The 14,771-nt window shown below is 63.9% G+C and carries 16 protein-coding genes; 7 read left to right on the top strand and 9 right to left on the bottom strand.

From position 1 onward, the window contains the following. Positions 1-18 precede the first annotated feature (18 nt). The 5 genes from gcvT (at position 19) to ACZ1II_RS14475 (ending at position 5,200) form a co-directional block, all read left to right on the top strand. Positions 19-1,152: a glycine cleavage system aminomethyltransferase GcvT gene (gcvT, locus tag ACZ1II_RS14455; protein WP_465147060.1), complete on the top strand. Its 1,134-nt coding sequence runs from the start codon at positions 19-21 to the stop codon at positions 1,150-1,152. A gap of 12 nt (positions 1,153-1,164) precedes the next feature. Next, a complete protein-coding gene (gene gcvH, locus ACZ1II_RS14460; protein ID WP_465147061.1) occupies positions 1,165-1,536 on the top strand; it encodes a glycine cleavage system protein GcvH in 372 nt (123 codons plus the stop codon). 186 nt (positions 1,537-1,722) lie between these two features. Continuing rightward, positions 1,723-3,081: an aminomethyl-transferring glycine dehydrogenase subunit GcvPA gene (gcvPA, locus tag ACZ1II_RS14465; protein WP_465147062.1), complete on the top strand. Its 1,359-nt coding sequence runs from the start codon at positions 1,723-1,725 to the stop codon at positions 3,079-3,081. Continuing rightward, the gene (gene gcvPB, locus ACZ1II_RS14470; protein WP_465147063.1) at positions 3,078-4,679 is read left to right on the top strand and encodes an aminomethyl-transferring glycine dehydrogenase subunit GcvPB; all 1,602 of its coding nucleotides are present in this window, start codon (positions 3,078-3,080) and stop codon (positions 4,677-4,679) included. The genes gcvPA and gcvPB overlap by 4 nt, the downstream gene beginning before the upstream one ends. Before the next feature lie 5 nt (positions 4,680-4,684). Further along, on the top strand, positions 4,685-5,200 hold the full coding sequence (locus tag ACZ1II_RS14475; RefSeq protein ID WP_465147064.1) for a CcdC protein domain-containing protein: 516 nt from the start codon (positions 4,685-4,687) through the stop codon (positions 5,198-5,200). Between the two features lie 85 nt (positions 5,201-5,285). Here the strand turns inward: ACZ1II_RS14475 and ACZ1II_RS14480 are convergent, their stop codons facing one another. The 3 genes from ACZ1II_RS14480 to ACZ1II_RS14490 form a co-directional block, all read right to left on the bottom strand. After that, a complete protein-coding gene (locus tag ACZ1II_RS14480; protein WP_465147065.1) occupies positions 5,286-5,546 on the bottom strand; it encodes a hypothetical protein in 261 nt (86 codons plus the stop codon). Positions 5,547-5,562: 16 nt separating this feature from the next. Continuing rightward, on the bottom strand, positions 5,563-5,694 hold the full coding sequence (locus tag ACZ1II_RS14485) for an entericidin A/B family lipoprotein (RefSeq protein WP_147219672.1): 132 nt from the start codon (positions 5,692-5,694) through the stop codon (positions 5,563-5,565). Between the two features lie 83 nt (positions 5,695-5,777). Beyond that, entirely contained in the window at positions 5,778-6,764 is a 987-nt protein-coding gene (locus tag ACZ1II_RS14490; RefSeq protein WP_465147066.1) for a DMT family transporter, read from the bottom strand. Between the two features lie 44 nt (positions 6,765-6,808). Here ACZ1II_RS14490 and ACZ1II_RS14495 point away from each other — a divergent pair, with 44 nt between their 5' ends. Next, positions 6,809-7,015, top strand: a complete 207-nt coding sequence (locus ACZ1II_RS14495; RefSeq protein WP_465147067.1) for a hypothetical protein — start codon at positions 6,809-6,811, stop codon at positions 7,013-7,015. Positions 7,016-7,021: 6 nt separating this feature from the next. On the opposite strand, the gene ACZ1II_RS14500 is transcribed toward ACZ1II_RS14495, so the two are convergent. Further along, positions 7,022-8,518 (bottom strand): CpaF family protein, encoded by a 1,497-nt coding sequence (locus ACZ1II_RS14500; RefSeq protein WP_465147068.1) that lies wholly within the window; start codon positions 8,516-8,518, stop codon positions 7,022-7,024. A 121-nt stretch (positions 8,519-8,639) separates the two neighbouring features. Between ACZ1II_RS14500 and ACZ1II_RS14505 the strand changes: the two genes are divergently transcribed. After that, complete coding sequence (locus tag ACZ1II_RS14505) at positions 8,640-8,918, top strand: HNH endonuclease (protein ID WP_465147303.1); 279 nt, start codon at positions 8,640-8,642, stop codon at positions 8,916-8,918. Between the two features lie 3 nt (positions 8,919-8,921). Here the strand turns inward: ACZ1II_RS14505 and ACZ1II_RS14510 are convergent, their stop codons facing one another. The 5 genes from ACZ1II_RS14510 to atpA all read right to left on the bottom strand — a co-directional run bounded on the left by ACZ1II_RS14510 (position 8,922) and on the right by atpA (position 14,770). Continuing rightward, positions 8,922-10,472, bottom strand: a complete 1,551-nt coding sequence (locus tag ACZ1II_RS14510; RefSeq protein ID WP_465147069.1) for a hypothetical protein — start codon at positions 10,470-10,472, stop codon at positions 8,922-8,924. A 43-nt stretch (positions 10,473-10,515) separates the two neighbouring features. Next, a complete protein-coding gene (locus ACZ1II_RS14515) occupies positions 10,516-10,770 on the bottom strand; it encodes an ATP synthase F1 subunit epsilon (protein WP_086490360.1) in 255 nt (84 codons plus the stop codon). Between the two features lie 6 nt (positions 10,771-10,776). Next, positions 10,777-12,234: a F0F1 ATP synthase subunit beta gene (gene atpD / locus ACZ1II_RS14520; RefSeq protein ID WP_334182360.1), complete on the bottom strand. Its 1,458-nt coding sequence runs from the start codon at positions 12,232-12,234 to the stop codon at positions 10,777-10,779. Between the two features lie 24 nt (positions 12,235-12,258). Further along, positions 12,259-13,140, bottom strand: coding sequence for a F0F1 ATP synthase subunit gamma (locus ACZ1II_RS14525; RefSeq protein ID WP_465147070.1), 882 nt, complete (start codon positions 13,138-13,140; stop codon positions 12,259-12,261). A 100-nt stretch (positions 13,141-13,240) separates the two neighbouring features. Continuing rightward, on the bottom strand, positions 13,241-14,770 hold the full coding sequence (gene atpA / locus ACZ1II_RS14530; RefSeq protein WP_465147071.1) for a F0F1 ATP synthase subunit alpha: 1,530 nt from the start codon (positions 14,768-14,770) through the stop codon (positions 13,241-13,243). Position 14,771: the final 1 nt, after the last annotated feature.

A 14,771-nucleotide genomic window follows, 5' to 3' on the forward strand; every position in this document is an offset into this window, starting at 1 on the left:
ACTGTGCGGAGTCATGTCTTGAGCGAATACCCGATTTCCGATTCCGATCAGGAACCCGAAGACCTCGCGCCGATGCTGCTGCCGCTGGATGGCTGGCACCGCGACCACGATGGCCGCATGGTCGAATTCGCCGGTTACATGATGCCTGTCCAGTATGAGGGCATCATGGCCGAGCACCTCTGGACGCGTGAAAGCGCGGGCCTGTTCGACGTCAGCCACATGGGCCAGCTGTACCTTTCGGGCGAGGGTGTGGAACCGGCGCTTGAAGCTGCGCTGCCCATCGATCTTTCGACGCTGAAGCTGAATTCGGTGCGTTATTCGCTGCTGCTCGACGAGAACGGCGGCGTGCTCGACGATCTCATGGTCACGCGTCAGGATGACGGCTTCTACGTCGTGGTCAATGGCGCGACCAAGTGGGACGACATCGCCACGTTCCACGAGCTTCTGCCTGAAGATGTGACGCTGAACCACCTCGATGACCGTGCGCTGCTGGCGCTTCAAGGCCCCAAGGCGGTCGACGCGCTTGAGCGCGTTGCGCCGGGCGTGGCCGCGCTGACCTTCATGAAGGGCGGCCGCTTCACGCTGGGCGGCGTCGACGCCTGGATCAGCCGCTCGGGCTACACCGGCGAAGACGGGTTCGAAATCTCGATCCCCGGCGAATCCGCCGCCGACGTGGCGGACCTGCTGCTGGCCCAGCCCGAAGTGAAGCCGATCGGCCTTGGCGCGCGCGATTCGCTGCGCCTTGAAGCCGGTCTTCCGCTCTATGGCCACGATATGGACCCCGAGCGCGGCCCGGTCGAAGCCGGTCTTGCTTTCGGCATCAACAAGCGCCGCCGCCTCGAAGGCGGTTTCCCCGGCGCGGAGCGTGTTCAGCGCGACTTTGCCGAGGGCACGGCCCAGAAGCGCATTGGCCTCAAGCTCGAAGGCCGTCAGGCCGCGCGCGAAGGCGCCAAGGTTTTCCATGGCGAACAGGAAGTTGGCGTGGTGACCTCGGGCGGTTTCTCGCCCTCGCTCCAGCGCCCCATCGCCATGGCCTATGTCGACGCGGCACTCGCTGCGGACGGCACGGCCCTTTCCATCGAAATCCGGGGCAAGAAGCTCGACGCCACAGTCGCAGCCATGCCCTTCGTCCCCAACCGCTATCACCGCTGAGGAACTTCTCCCATGACCCGTTATTTCTCGCAGGAACACGAGTGGATCGAAATCGAGGGTGACCTCGGCACCGTGGGCATCACCGACTATGCACAGGGCCAGCTGGGCGACATCACTTTCGTCGACCTGCCGGCCGAAGGCGCCACCTTTGATAAGGGCGATTCGGTTGCCGTCGTGGACTCGGTGAAGGCCGCTTCGGACGTCTACACCCCGGTTTCCGGCACCATCGCCGAAGCCAACGATGTTCTGGCCGACCAGCCGGAACTGGTGAACACCGACGCCGAAGTTGGCGGCTGGCTGTTCCGCATCACCCTGTCGGACGCTTCGGAACTGGAAGCGCTGATGGATGAAGCGGCTTACAAGGACTATGTCGCAAGCCTCTGAGCTTACGATCCTCCCCCACCGGGGGAGGGGGACCGCCGCGAAGCGGTGGTGGAGGGGTATCCCGGCCCGCGGCGTGGCTCCACGCCGAGAGCATGACACCCCTCCGTCAGCCCTCAGGGCTCTGCCTTTCCTTTGGCACCTCCCCTTGCAGGTGAGGATCTTCGAGATTTCTGACCAGGAAACCCCATGCGCTACCTTCCCCTGACTCCGGCCGACCGTGCCGAGATGCTCGGCGTCATCGGCGCCGCCAGCGTCGACGATCTCTTCGTCGATGTGCCCGCCGAAGCCCGCCTGTCCGGCCCGATCGCAGGCCTGCCCGCCCACGCCAGCGAAATGGCGGTGGAGCGGCACATGTCCGCGCTTGCGGCCAAGAACCTCTCGGCCGGCACGGCGCCGTTCTTTATCGGTGCCGGCGCCTATCGCCACCATGTTCCGGCCTCGGTCGATCACCTGATCCAGCGCGGCGAGTTCCTGACCGCCTACACGCCCTATCAGCCGGAAATCGCGCAAGGCACGCTGCAGGTGCTGTTCGAGTTCCAGACGCAGGTCGCGCGCCTGTTCGGCACCGATATCGCCAACGCCTCCATGTACGACGGTTCGACCGCGTGCTGGGAAGCCATCCTGATGGCCAGCCGCATCACCCGCAAGGACCGCGCGGTGCTGTCCAGCGGCCTCCACCCGCACTACGCCGAAGTGGTGCGCACGATGGCCAAGTTCACCGAAGACGACATCGTCTCGCTCAAGGCGCAGCTGGTTCCGCAGGCCGATGACGCCGCCGTGATCGCCGCGATCGACGACAAGACCTCTTGCGTCGTCGTCCAGTATCCGGACGTGATGGGCCGCATTCCCGATCTGGCCGCGATTGCCGATGCCGCGCATGCCAAGGGCGCGCTGCTGATCGCCGTCGTCACCGAGCCGGTTGCGCTGGGCATGATCGAGGCGCCGGGCGCGCTGGGTGCCGATATCGTCGTGGGCGAAGGCCAGTCGATCGGCGTGGGCCTGCAGTTCGGCGGCCCGTACCTGGGCCTGTTCGGCTGCCGCGAGAAGTTCGTGCGCCAGATGCCGGGCCGTCTCTGCGGCCAGACCGTGGACGCAGAGGGCAAGCGCGGCTTCGTGCTGACGCTCTCCACGCGCGAACAGCACATCCGCCGCGAGAAGGCGACCAGCAATATCTGCACGAATTCAGGGCTTTGCGCGCTGGCCTTCAGCATTCACCTGACCCTGCTGGGCGGTGAAGGTCTGGCCCAGCTTGCCGCCGTGAACCATGACAAGGCGCAGGCCATGATCGAGCGTCTGGCCAAGGTGCCGGGCGTGACGGTGCTGAACCAAGCCTACTTCAACGAGGCGACGCTGGTGCTGAACCGCGATGCCCGCGAAGTGGTCCGCGAACTGGCCGACCGCAAGGTGCTGGGCGGCGTCTCGCTCGGCCGCCTGTTCCCCGAGGATAGCGATCTCCACAACGGCCTGCTGGTGACGGCGACCGAGACCGTGACCGACGAGGATATCGAAACCTTTGCCCGTGAGCTTGAAGGAGTGCTGGCATGAACGCGGTAAACGCAAGCGGCTGGCGCCCGAGCATGGGTGAAGCCGGTGAGGGCACGACCTTCAAGACCGCCTCGGGCGACTACGGCCTGATGCTGGAAGAAGCGCTCAGCTTCGAACTCGGCTCCTCGGCCAAGTGCGGTGTTGATCTCGACACGCCCACACGCCCCGTTGCTTCGGGCCTCTCGAAGTTCCTGCGCAAGGCGGCGCCGGCTCTCCCGGGCCTGACCGAGCCGGAAGCGGTGCGCCACTACACCCGCCTGTCGCGCCAGAACTACGCGATCGACCTCGGGCCGTTCCCGCTCGGTTCGTGCACGATGAAGCACAACCCGCGCCTGAACGAGAAGATGGCCCGCCTCCCGGGCTTTGCCGACGTTCACCCGCTCCAGCCGCAGAAGACTGTCGAGGGCGCGCTGGAAGTGATCGAGCAGCTGGCCGACTGGCTGATCACGCTGACCGGCATGGCATCGGTGGCGATGAGCCCCAAGGCCGGCGCGCATGGTGAGCTGTGCGGCCTGCTCTGCATCCGCGCCGCGCTCGATGCGCGCGGTGAGAAGCGCGACGTGGTGCTGGTGCCGGAAAGCGCCCACGGCACCAACCCGGCAACCGCCGCTTTTGCGGGCTTCAAGGTGCAGTCGATTCCGGCGACGCCGGAAGGCCGCGTCGATGTGGAAGCGCTGAAGGCCAAGCTCGGCCCGAACGTGGCCGGCGTGATGATCACCAACCCCAACACCTGCGGCCTGTTCGAGCCGGAGATGAAGGCGATTGGCGACGCGGTTCACGCAGCCGGTGGCTACGTCTATTGCGATGGTGCGAACTTCAACGCCATCGTCGGCAAGGTGCGCCCCGGCGACCTGGGCGTCGATGCCATGCACATCAACCTGCACAAGACCTTCTCGACGCCCCACGGCGGCGGCGGTCCCGGTGCCGGCCCGGTCGTGCTGTCCGAAGCGCTGGCGCCTTTCGCGCCGCTGCCTTTCGTCAGCCGCGGTGAAGACGGCCGCATCCACCTCGTCGAGGAAGAGAACCGGGGCGAGGGCCATGCGCAGGCATTCGGCCGCATGGTCGCCTTCCACGGCCAGATGGGCATGTTCACCCGCGCGCTGACCTACATCCTCAGCCACGGCGCGGACGGTCTGCGCCAGGTGGCCGAGGACGCGGTGCTCAACGCCAACTACGTCCTGCGTTCGTGCGAGGACCTGCTGCCCGCTCCCTTCGCCAAGAGCGGCCCGTGCATGCACGAGGCGCTGTTCAGCGATGCCGGTCTGGCCGAGGGCTTCTCCACGCTGGACATCGCCAAGGGCCTGATCGACGAGGGCTTCCACCCGATGACGGTCTACTTCCCGCTGGTGGTGAAGGGCGCGATGCTGGTCGAGCCGACCGAGACCGAAAGCAAGGCCGGCCTCGACCGCTTCATCGGTTCGCTGCGCAGCCTTGCCCAGCGCGCCAAGGACGGGGACCAGAGCCTGCACAGCGCACCGCACTTCGCACCGCGCCGCCGGCTTGACGAAACGCTCGCGGCGCGCAAGCCTGTGCTCGTGTGGCAGGGCACGCCGGGTGAGCCGGGGACGCCCTCGCTGAGCGAGTTCGGGGGTAGCTGAAGACTATGGGGGGAAACGGATACGCGGCCTGGCTGCCGTTGGCGATATTCGCCGGGATCATGGCCTGGCGCTTTCGCAGCCTTGAAAAGGCCCGACCGCTCCGTCTCCCCCTACTCTGGATCGCGCCGGTGATCGTCACCGCGGCGGTCAGCTTCGCGCTTTACGGGATGCCGCCCAGCCTGCTGGGCTGGGGCGCGTTGGCGGCCGGTTTTGCCATCGGCGGCGGCATCGGCATGCAGCGCTCGCGCCTTATGCGGCTTCACGTCGAGGGCGAGGGGGCCGAGGCGAGGGTGATGATGCGCCAGTCGCCGCTGGCGTTACTGTTGCTGCTCGCGGTCTTTGCGGCGCGGCGCATGATCCTGCCCGGAGGCATGGCCATGGGCGCCGCGCATCCGGCAGCGAATGCGCTGATCATGACCGATGCCATGCTGGGCTTCGTTCTGGGCATGGTGCTGGTGAGCCGCCTCATTCTCTGGCAGCGGGCGCGAGCGATGGTGGCCGCGCATATCACGGACAGCTGATACTTCGGCTGCGGCGTTCATAAAAAATGCGGCGCGAAACGGGCTATTCCGTTTCGCGCCGCATTTTTTGAGCGGGTCGCTGAAGTCAGGTCGCGCGGTCGACTGCGTTTGCCGCCGATTCGATGTCCTGGCCCACGCCGCGAACGGTATTGCAGGCTGCGGCACCGAGCACGAGGCCCGAGACTGCGAGCGCCAGAACCGCTTTCCTGATCATGTCTGCCTTACCCTTCCAGAGGAGCGCCCGGAACGAGCGCTTCCAGTCGTCGCTAATCCATTCGGAAATCGAGGGGAAGAGGGCCGCGTTCACAAGCTGCCATGCCGATGCGGCGTTATGTCGCATCGGCATGGCAGTCGCTTTCTCGTTACTTGATGGCGTCTTCGCCAGCCTGGCCGACCGACTGGACGTCCTTGCCGGCGCCCTTCACCGTATTGCAGGCCGATGCCGAAACGACGATGCTGCCAACCACGAGGGCGAGAACGAGTTTCTTGACCATTGTCGGACTCCTTTTTTGCAGGTTCCCGGAAATTCATGCGGGAGCGATGGGAGCAACTCGCGGTCGGGCGCAGGGTTCCCGTTTTACGTCGCGCGGATGTCGGGAACGCTCTCTTCCGCGGCGCTTTCATCGAGCGCAGATGTGGGGGAGATTCGTTTCGACAAGTGATGCTCGCGCCAGGTGATGATCAGCCCGGCAGCGATGATGAGCGGCGTGCCGAGCCAGGTCGAGGCGGGGGGCAGGTGGTCGAAGATCGTGTAGCCATAGGCCGTAGCCCAGATCAGTGCGGTATAGTCCATGACCACGACGGTGGCGACCGCGCCATAGCGCAGCGCGGCGGTAATGAGCAGTTGCGCTAGCGTTCCGGCCAGGCCCACGGCCACCAGCAGCAGCCAGATATGCGGTTCGTGCCACCGGCCATAGAACGGCAGGAGGACGGATGCGAACAGCGAGCCGAAGAAGGCGAACCAGAACACGCAGGCGATCGGCGCCTCGGTTCGGGCGAGATCGCGGATCTGGAAACTGACCATGGCGACGATCACGCCCGCGCCAAGTCCGGCGGCGAGACCGGCGAGAGGGAGAGCTCCGGCCTCGCCGTCAATCAAGTCGGCGGGCTGGGTGATGACGAGCACGCCGATGAAGCCCAGCACGACGGCCAGCCAGCGCCATGGCCCGATGCGGTCGCGCAGGACGATGGCCGCAATCAGCACGGCGAAGAGCGGGGCGGTAAAGCCCAGCGTGGTCCCCACCGAGAGAGGCAGCAACATCGCCGCCGTCACGTTACAAACCAGGCCCAGCGTGCCCGAAGTGGCGCGGAAGGCGTGCGATGAGAGCCGCTTGGTCTTGAGTAGTCCGATGCGGCCCGTCGCCAGCAGCCAGCCGGCAATGAGCGGCACGGCCATGGCCTGTCGCCAGAACACCATCTCTGGTGCCGATACCCCGCGCTCGCCCGCCAGCTTGACGAGCATGAACATCGTCGAGAGCATGACCATTGCCAGCAGTCGCAAGGCGATGGCCAGCAGGGGGCGATCGGTACGGTTTTGGGCCGTATGGGTTTTGGGCACGCTCACCGCTTGGGCTTTAACTTCGTGGCGGAAGGAGGCAAGGGCGCCTCATGAACGATTCGGACAAGATCATGGCTGCCGTCGGCGGCCTGGCGGCGCTCGTGGCTGTCGTCGCCTGGATCGGCGACCGTCGCCGCATGAAGCGCAGCGATCTCGACAGCGTCGGCTTTATGCCGTGGACATCCGTATTCTTTTTTGCCCTGATGGCGGCGGTATTGCTGCTCGGCGTAGTTGGAAAGGATTTTTTCGGGGGCTAGGTCCGCTCAGAGGCAGGCTTCGAGGTAGGCCTGGTCGAAACCGAACTGACGTGCCTTTTCCAGCGTGTAGGGGCGCAGGCCGGAGCTGCGGAACTCGCCGATGATCTTGCCGTCATCGGTCTCGTCCAGATATTCGAACTTGAAGAGTTCCTGGGTGACGATCACGTCGCCCTCCATGCCGATCACTTCGGTGATGTTGGTGGTGCGGCGCGAACCGTCGCGCAGGCGCTTCACCTGCACGATGATGTCCACCGACTCGGCGATCTGGCGGCTGATGGCTTCCTTGGGGATCTTGATGTCGCCCATCAGGATCATGTTCTCCATACGGCCAAGGCATTCGCGCGGGCTGTTGGCGTGGAGCGTGCACATGGAGCCGTCGTGGCCGGTGTTCATGGCGGCGAGCAGGTCGAAACACTCGGCGCCGCGGATTTCGCCGAGGATGATGCGGTCGGGACGCATACGCAGGGCGTTCTTCACAAGATCGCCGATGGTGATCGCGCCCTGGCCCTCAAGGTTGGGCGGGCGGGTTTCCAGTGGCAGCCAGTGGGGCTGCTGCAGGCGCAGTTCGGCGGCATCCTCGATGGTAAGCACACGCTCGCCCGGATCGATCATCTTCGACAGGGCGTTGAGCATCGTCGTCTTGCCGGAGCCCGTACCGCCGGAGATCACCACGTTCATGCGGCAGGCACCGGCGATCTTGAGCGCGGTGGCCATCTTCTCGCTCATCGAACCGAAGTCCTTGAGCATGTCGATGGTGATCGGCTTCTCGGAAAACTTACGAATCGAGATGGCAGTGCCGCGCAGTGACAGCGGCGGCACGATCACGTTGACGCGGCTGCCGTCCTTCAAACGGGCGTCGGCAAGCGGCGTGGTCTGGTCGACGCGGCGGCCGACCTGGTTGACGATGCGCTGGGCGATCTGGAACAGGTGCTGTTCGTCGCGGAACTTGGTGGGCGCGAGCTGGAGGCGCCCCTTCTTTTCGATGTAGGTCTGGTTGGGGCCATTGACCATGATATCCGAGATGTCAGGGTCGTTCAGCAGCTCTTCCAGCGGGCCGAAGCCGAGCAGTTCGTCGATCAGCACTTTCTCCAGCGCGAACTGTTCGCGGCGGTTGAAGGTGATCTTGAGCTCGGCAAGGACCTCCATGATGATCGGACGGAATTCCTCGGACAGCTCGTCCTTGGTCAGCGTTGCGGCGGCCTCGGGATCGACGCGCTCCAGCAGGCGGGGCAGGACCTGTTCCTTGATCTTGTGGATCGAGGCTTCGAAGCCGCTATGATCGGACTGGTTTTCGTGCACGGCATTGGCACGGTCGGCGAGGCGCGACATGGCATCCTCGCGCGAATTCTGCGCAGCCGCCGGTTCGGGGGTGGGGAAGGGATCGCCCGGAATCGGTGCGGCGATTAGCTCACCTCCGACTTTGAGGGGCTTGGCCACGCCGAACGCGGGCCGGGCTCCCTGGCCCAGTCCGCCCATCCCGCCACGTCGCCCGAATGCCGTCATTTATTCATCAACCCTTTCAGCGCCGGAGCATCGTCAAATGGCGATAGGCCAGCGAATGGGCGCAGGATTAAGGTTGAAACTTTGATAACTTACTAATGCTGACGGAAAGCGGGACATGGTGATGGCGCATCAGAGCGAGGCTTGCTGGCTTTGCGGACGAGAATTGGGGCAGCGGATCGAATGGCACCATCCCGTGCCCAAGAGCAGGGGCGGACGGGTGACGGTGCCGCTTCATCCGATCTGCCATCGCACTCTTCATGCAACTTTCACGAACGCCGAATTGGGGAGGATGGGAGGCGACCGGGATGCCCTGCTAGACAATGAGCATGTGGCGCGTTTCGTTGCATGGGTAGCAGGCAAGCCAGCCGACTTTCACGCGCCTACTATGCGTAGGCGCTGATATTCAGCGACCGCCGCAGAGGCTGTAGACTCGCTGCTCCTGCCTCGGTTCTTCGAACGTGTGAAGCGTGAAGGATCGCATCTTGCGGCAGCTCCTCAGGTAGGCGCGCACGGCGTCGTTGTTTTCGATGTTTTGAGGCTCCCACTCATCAATGACGGCTTCGTATACGACAGTTTCCGGCCGAGCCTGCAATATGCGGCGGAGCTCGCGATGTTCATCCAACCCGGTAACGCCGGATTCGGCTTTATCGAAATAGTGATGCGGGAAAGCTATCGGTGAGGGTAGCGGCGCGTGAGTGAGTGCGTAGAGATAGTTTGCCGAACTATAGACCAACAATTTTCGATCCGGCGTTTGCGATTGGACGTAGGATGCGATTGCATCCCCACTGCGCCGCGCTTCACGCCTTTCCCGGAAGTCGAACTGTCCGCCAACGATAAAATTGTAGACAAGCATCATCGCTAATCCAGCCAATCCAACTTGGTTTCTGGCGCAATATCGCGCTGCCGGAATGCACAAGGGTGCAGCAAGCGGAAGGGCGTAATGGACATAGATGTTCGGGAATAGCAAAACTGCGGCGAAGGCGATTACAGTCCAACCGGCAAGGAACGCCAGTATGAGGAATGACTTTCTTTCACGCGTTGCGGCGATGAGGCCCATGGCCGAGAATGCGACAAAAGGGGCGAGCCGCCCTAGGACGACTGCACCTCGCCACAATCGAGTCTGAGGCGTTTCATATGCACGATTGAGATTGGATAGCACGAGTGCGTTCCACACCTCGCCAAAGTGCCCGATCACCGCGAAGTAGAGGAAAGTGATCAGGTATGGGGCCAGCGCAAGCACAGCGAGGGCAAGAACCTGAATGAAAACGCGGAAGCGGGGGCAGGGCGATCGCCAGAGCAATGCCAGGATGACGATACCGAAATAGGCACCTTCGATCGCCGCGACGGCCTTCACAGCCATGGCCAGGCCCGCGCATATGATCCCCAGGTAGACAGCCGGCGGAACTTTGCCTGAGCGAAGCCGATCCAGGTTGGTGGCGATGGTATAAGCAGCAACCAGCATGAGCGTGTTGTAGAACACCGGCGACTGACCTCCGCCGCCGCCGAAATGCGCCAGAAGCCCGTAGTAGCTCACGCCTGCCAGAAGCGCATATCGCACTTCGGTCAATCGCGCGGCCAGCCGGGTGATCAGGAAGGCGCCGAGCGCCGCGCTGATCGTGGCTGCGATCTGATAGGACAGGACGCTTTTCGAGATCAGCGCGCAGGCGGCATAGATCAGGAAAAGCACTGGGCCTTTGCGATCCCAGATATCGACGTAGAGCAACTTGCCCTGAAGCATGCGCTGTCCGACGAGCGAATAGAACTGCTCGTCTGTGTGGTAGGTCCAGTCCCCGAAAACCGTGATGCGCACCGCGAAAGCGACAACCACCAGCGTCGCGAACTGAAGCGCACAACTGCTTTCGAGCGCGGCGAGCGCGCCGGTCCAGAACGAAGCAGGGCGGCTGCGGAATTCCTCCGCAGCCGCCCCTGAAATTCGCGATTCCGCTGAAGTCATAGCAGTTTACTAACTGCTATCCCTTAAAGAACCGGAAAGCTGATCAGCCGACGTGCTCGGCAAGCACGGTCAGGCCCTTGTCGCCCACTTCGGCGAAGCCGCCGGTGATGCGGATCTCTTCCGGGGCGGCGCCGTCGGTCTTGTAGACCTTGAGCGCGCCGTCGGCGATCGTCGACATGAAGGGCGCATGGCCCTCCAGCACGCCGAACTCGCCTTCGGTGCCGGGGACGACCACCATGTGGACGTCTTCCGAGCGGACGAGCTTCGCCGGCGTGACGAGTTCGAAGTGCAGTGCCATGATCGATTACGCCTCTTCGGCCAGCTTCTTGGCCTTTTCGACCGCTTCGTCGATGCCGCCGACCATGTAGAAGGCTGCTTCGGGAAGATGGTCGTATTCGCCTTCGACGACGGCCTTGAACGACTTCACGGTGTCTTCCAGCTGGACGAACTTGCCCGAGATGCCGGTGAAGACTTCCGCAACGTGGAACGGCTGCGACAGGAATTTCTGGATCTTGCGGGCGCGGGCGACGGTCAGCTTATCTTCTTCCGAAAGCTCGTCCATGCCCAGGATCGCGATGATGTCCTGAAGCGACTTGTACTTCTGCAGGGTTTCCTGAACCTTGCGGGCGGTCTCGTAGTGCTCGGCACCGACGACGCGGGGTTCGAGAACGCGCGAGGTCGAGTCGAGCGGGTCGACGGCCGGGTAGATGCCCAGTTCCGAGATGGCGCGGTTCAGCGTGGTCGTTGCGTCCAGGTGGGCGAACGAAGCGGCCGGTGCCGGGTCGGTAAGGTCGTCCGCGGGGACGTAGATCGCCTGGACCGAGGTGATCGAGCCTTTGGTCGTCGAGGTGATGCGTTCCTGCAGCTGGCCCATGTCGGTGGCAAGGGTCGGCTGATAGCCCACGGCCGAAGGAATACGGCCGAGCAGAGCCGACACTTCCGCGCCCGCCTGGGTGAAGCGGAAGATGTTGTCGACGAAGAACAGAACGTCCTGGCCTTCCTGGTCGCGGAAGTACTCGGCCATGGTCAGGCCCGAGAGCGCGACGCGGGCGCGGGCGCCCGGCGGTTCGTTCATCTGGCCGAACACGAGAGCAACCTTCGAACCGTCCGAGGTGGCGTTGCCTTCGGCGTCCTTGGCGATAACGCCCGCGTCGAGGAACTCGTGGTAAAGGTCGTTACCTTCACGGGTACGTTCACCGACACCCGCGAAGACCGAGACGCCGCCGTGGCCCTTGGCGATGTTGTTGATCAGTTCCTGGATGAGAACCGTCTTGCCAACGCCGGCGCCGCCGAACAGGCCGATCTTGCCGCCCTTGGCGTAAGGGGCGAGAAGGTCGATGACCTTGATGCCGGTGACGAGGATCGAGGCTTCGGTCGACTGGTCGATGAAGGCCGGGGCTTCGGCGTGGATCGGGGCGAACATGTCCGAACCGACGGGACCACGCTCGTCGATCGGGTCGCCGACGACGTTCATGATGCGGCCGAGGGTCTTCGGACCGACGGGGACCGAGATCTGCTTGCCGGTGTTGGCGACGGGCTGACCGCGGGTCAGGCCATCGGTGCCGTCCATGGCGATGGTGCGGACGGTGTTCTCGCCGAGGTGCTGGGCGACTTCGAGAACCAGCTTCTGGCCGTTGTTCTCGGTCTCGAGGGCGGTGAGGATCGCCGGGAGTTCACCTTCGAAGGTGACGTCGACGACGGCGCCGATGATCTGGCTGATCTTGCCAGTGGCGGTCAGGTTTAGCACGGGTGCGGTGGCCATTTTGGTTTCCTTGCCTGCGGTTACTTACAGCGCTTCCGCGCCAGCAATGATTTCAACGAGTTCAGTCGTGATCGCGGCCTGACGGCTGCGGTTGTACTGGATGGTCAGCTTCTTGATCAGGTCGCCCGCATTGCGCGTCGCGTTGTCCATCGCGGTCATCGACGCACCCTGTTCGGAGGCGGCATTTTCCAGGAGGGCGCCGAAGAGCTGCGTGCGCAGATAGCGCGGCAGCAGCGCGGCGAGGATTTCTTCCTCTTCCGGCTCGTATTCGGTCACGGCGTCCGCAGCGGCAGTTGCAGCAACGGCCTTGGGTGCGGGGACAGGGATGATCTGCTGGTCGGTCGGTTCCTGAAGCAGCGCCGAGCGGAACTTCGAGTAGAACAGATGCGCGACGTCGAACTTGCCGTCCTCGTAGAGGGCGACCAGTTCGTTGGCGATGCGCTCGGCTTCGTCGAAGCCGGGGTCACGCACGTCGGTAGTGTCGAACATGTGCGCGATCTGCTTCGGGAACTCGCGGCGCAGCGGCGCGCGGCCCTTGCGACCGACGAGGTAGAACAGGACGGTCTTGCCCTGTGCTTCCAGTTCCTTCGCCTTGACGCGTGCGGCCTTGACGATGTTCGAGTTGAACGCGCCGCACAGACCCTTGTCCGAGTTGGCGACGACGAGCAGGTGCACCTTGTCGCTACCCGTGCCGGCGAGCAGCTTGGGGCTGTTCTCGCTGACGGTGATCTTGCTCGCGAGCGAGCCCATCACTTCGGCGAGGCGGGCAGCGTAGGGACGCGCGGATTCCGCGGCGGCCTGCGCCTTGCGCAGCTTGGCCGCAGCGACCATCTGCTTGGCCTTGGTGATCTTCTGGGTCGACTTGACCGAGTTGATGCGGCCTTTGAGTTCCTTGAGCGAAGCCACTCAATTTTCTCCATTGGTCATCCCAGCGAAAGCTGGGACCGTTGGCAACCAAGCAAAGCCTGGCCGAGAACTGCCCCGGTTTGCACCGGGGCGGCCCAGATCAGGCGAACTGCTTGGCGAAGGCGTCGAGCGCGGCCTTGGTCTGCGCCTTGGCGTCGTTGCCGAAGTCCTTGGTCGTGCGGATCAGTTCCAGAACGTCGGCATGCTTCTCGTGCATGAAGTCGAGCATTTCGGCTTCGTACTCGGTGACCTTCGCAACCGGCAGGTTGTCGAGGTAGCCGTTGGTGCCGGCGAAGATCGACACGGTCTGCTCTTCGAACTTCAGCGGCGAGAACTGCTTCTGCTTGAGCAGCTCGGTCAGGCGCGCACCGCGGTTGAGGAGCTTCTGGGTCGAGGCGTCGAGGTCCGAACCGAACTGGGCGAAGGCCGCCATTTCGCGGTACTGCGCCAGCTCCAGCTTGATCGAGCCGGCAACCTTCTTCATCGCCTTCGTCTGAGCCGAACCGCCGACGCGCGACACCGACAGACCCACGTTGATGGCCGGACGGATGCCCTGGTAGAACAGGCCGGTTTCAAGGAAGATCTGGCCGTCGGTGATCGAGATCACGTTGGTCGGAATGTAGGCCGAGACGTCGCCAGCCTGCGTTTCGATGATCGGAAGCGCGGTGAGCGAACCGTTGCCGTTCTCGTCGTTCATCTTCGCGGCGCGCTCAAGCAGGCGGCTGTGGAGATAGAACACGTCGCCCGGGTAAGCTTCGCGGCCCGGAGGACGACGCAGCAGCAGCGACATCTGACGGTAGGCGACGGCCTGCTTCGAAAGGTCGTCGTAGACGATCACGGCGTGCATCGCGTTGTCGCGGAAGAATTCGCCCATCGCGGCGCCGGTGTAGGGCGCGAGGTACTGCAGCGGAGCGGGCTCGGAAGCGGTGGCGGCGATGACGATGGAGTATTCCATCGCGCCGTTCTCTTCGAGCTGGCGGACGATCTGCGCGACGGTCGAGCGCTTCTGGCCAACGGCGACGTAGATGCAGTAGAGCTTCTTGCTCTCGTCGTCGCCCGCGTTCGCTTCCTTCTGGTTGATGAAGGTGTCGATGGCAACGGCGGTCTTGCCGGTCTGGCGGTCACCGATGATCAGTTCGCGCTGGCCGCGGCCGACGGGAACGAGGGCGTCGATCGCCTTGAGGCCGGTCTGCACGGGTTCATGCACCGACTTGCGCGGGATGATGCCGGGAGCCTTGGCTTCGACGCGGGCGCGCTTTTCGGCGACGATCGGGCCCTTGCCGTCGATCGGGTTACCGAGAGCGTCCACCACGCGGCCCAGCAGGCCCTTGCCGACGGGAACGTCGACGATGGTGTTGGTGCGCTTGACGCTGTCGCCTTCCTTGATCTCGGCGTCCGAGCCGAAGATCACGACGCCGACGTTGTCGGCTTCGAGGTTGAGCGCCATGCCCTGAACGCCATTGGCGAACTCGACCATTTCACCGGCCTGGACCTTGTCGAGGCCGTGGATGCGGGCGATGCCGTCACCGACCGACAGAACCGAGCCGACTTCGGAAACCTGGGCTTCGGTGCCGAAGCTGGCGATCTGGTCCTTGATGACCTTCGAGATTTCTGCTGCGCGGATATCCATT

This window comes from Novosphingobium sp. BL-S-20 (assembly GCF_055521635.1).

Bases quoted from the DNA above. Each gene is read 5' to 3' on its own strand.
- gcvH (WP_465147061.1), top strand. From the start codon at position 1,165: ATGACCCGTTATTTCTCGCAGGAACACGAGTGGATCGAAATCGAGGGT.
- gcvPA (WP_465147062.1), top strand. From the start codon at position 1,723: ATGCGCTACCTTCCCCTGACTCCGGCCGACCGTGCCGAGATGCTCGGC.
- gcvPB (WP_465147063.1), top strand. From the start codon at position 3,078: ATGAACGCGGTAAACGCAAGCGGCTGGCGCCCGAGCATGGGTGAAGCC.
- ACZ1II_RS14475 (WP_465147064.1), top strand. From the start codon at position 4,685: ATGGGGGGAAACGGATACGCGGCCTGGCTGCCGTTGGCGATATTCGCC.
- ACZ1II_RS14480 (WP_465147065.1), bottom strand. From the start codon at position 5,546: ATGCCGATGCGACATAACGCCGCATCGGCATGGCAGCTTGTGAACGCG.
- ACZ1II_RS14485 (WP_147219672.1), bottom strand. From the start codon at position 5,694: ATGGTCAAGAAACTCGTTCTCGCCCTCGTGGTTGGCAGCATCGTCGTT.
- ACZ1II_RS14495 (WP_465147067.1), top strand. From the start codon at position 6,809: ATGAACGATTCGGACAAGATCATGGCTGCCGTCGGCGGCCTGGCGGCG.
- ACZ1II_RS14500 (WP_465147068.1), bottom strand. From the start codon at position 8,518: ATGACGGCATTCGGGCGACGTGGCGGGATGGGCGGACTGGGCCAGGGA.
- ACZ1II_RS14505 (WP_465147303.1), top strand. From the start codon at position 8,640: ATGGCGCATCAGAGCGAGGCTTGCTGGCTTTGCGGACGAGAATTGGGG.
- ACZ1II_RS14510 (WP_465147069.1), bottom strand. From the start codon at position 10,472: ATGACTTCAGCGGAATCGCGAATTTCAGGGGCGGCTGCGGAGGAATTC.
- ACZ1II_RS14515 (WP_086490360.1), bottom strand. From the start codon at position 10,770: ATGGCACTGCACTTCGAACTCGTCACGCCGGCGAAGCTCGTCCGCTCG.
- atpD (WP_334182360.1), bottom strand. From the start codon at position 12,234: ATGGCCACCGCACCCGTGCTAAACCTGACCGCCACTGGCAAGATCAGC.
- atpA (WP_465147071.1), bottom strand. From the start codon at position 14,770: ATGGATATCCGCGCAGCAGAAATCTCGAAGGTCATCAAGGACCAGATC.